At 32.5% G+C, this 1429-nt stretch carries 1 protein-coding gene; it reads right to left on the reverse strand.

The window, feature by feature from the left end:
* Window positions 1–260 precede the first annotated feature (260 nt).
* The coding region (locus V7659_RS30965) for a fructose-bisphosphatase class III (protein ID WP_335543828.1) at window positions 261–1429 on the reverse strand (1169 nt) is incomplete at its 5' end.

The raw sequence follows: 1429 nt of genomic DNA on the forward strand, positions 1-1429 counted from the left end.
CCTAAAGGTATTTGTTTCTTTACTTTTTTGAAAGGAGATAAAAATTTTTTATCTATTAAAGTAAGCTAATTAGCCCACTACACAAACGAAGGGATCCTTAAAAAATTGTGCAAAAAATAGAAGGTAAAAACAACGAGTTAGATTTGTTTCTACCTTCAAAAATTACTATAAACCCAAGAGGCTTACCAAGACTAAATTCCCATCAACACTCTAATTTGAAAATTGTCATGGCATTAAGCATTTATGTTTAAATAGAGTCTTTAACCATTCGTTTGTAATGATTGGTCTAAACTTATATAGCGATATTCCAACAGACTTTTTAAAACAGATATTTCCTGTAATAATCGCTCTCCCACATTAGTTTCTAGAACCTTTTTGCTCTCGAGTTCTTTTTCCACCAATCTCTTTACTGATAAAACATCTGACCCTTTTAGTAGAACATCTTTTTTTGAATTAAATTTTTCATGGGCTACAAGTTGTATACCGCAGGAATTATATAATAAAGTGTATCCAGCAATTCCAGTTTTCGATTGATAAGCCTTGGAAAATCCTCCATCAATGACTATCATCTTTCCGTTTGCTTTAATTGGATTCTCTCCTTTAATTTCTCTAACGGGTGTGTGGCCATTTATGATATGACCTTCATCAGGATTAAGATTAAATTCTGCTAAAATTTTACGGCAGTTTTCCTCTTTTTCACGTAAATGGAAGTATGGGTTCTTAATCTCCTCATGGGTTTCTTTGTCCTTAATGAAATACCTTTCAAAGGTCGTCATGGCTCTTTTCCCAAATAATGATGAATATTCTCCTGTCCATAAATACCAGACCATATCTGTTGCGAGATCATCTATCTCTTCAGGATGTGCAAAAGAATGTCGTAAATAATGTTCAAAAATATCAAGTAATTCACGACCTGAATAGGTATTATTTTCAATAACCATTTTTTCCATGTTTCCGTTTTCATCAATTGGAATGCAGCCATGTATTAATAAGTTCCCATTATATTTCAAATAAAGACTGCCTTTCTTCATAAGAAAATTCATATGTCTGGCCAACTTTTCCGAATGCTGGACATAAAACAATAGTTTGTTCATAACTTGCTCTTCTTCCTCCAATAATTCACCAGGTTGTTCCGGATTAATGGTTGTAAAGCAAGTGTTTTCTAGTTGGTAAGTTTTACCATTCGTTTTTATTTCGTTTTTGTCATAATCAATTTTCTCAAGTAAAAGTCTTTCTGACATATTAAAATATGGGCGTCTCTTTATGATTGGCATTTCAAGCTTAAACTGAATCATTGCTATAGCTTGGTGCATTTTTGTAATTTGTAATAGTTCTTGATCAGACTTTTTTTTATCTGAAAGGCTCTTGGGTCTAAATGCTGGATTATCCTCATAGTACTTTTCCGCAAGATTAAGAAGTGGTATAAGAT

Origin of the sequence: Neobacillus drentensis (assembly GCF_036966985.1) — a bacterium.
Taxonomy (GTDB): domain Bacteria; phylum Bacillota; class Bacilli; order Bacillales; family Cytobacillaceae; genus Neobacillus; species Neobacillus drentensis_E.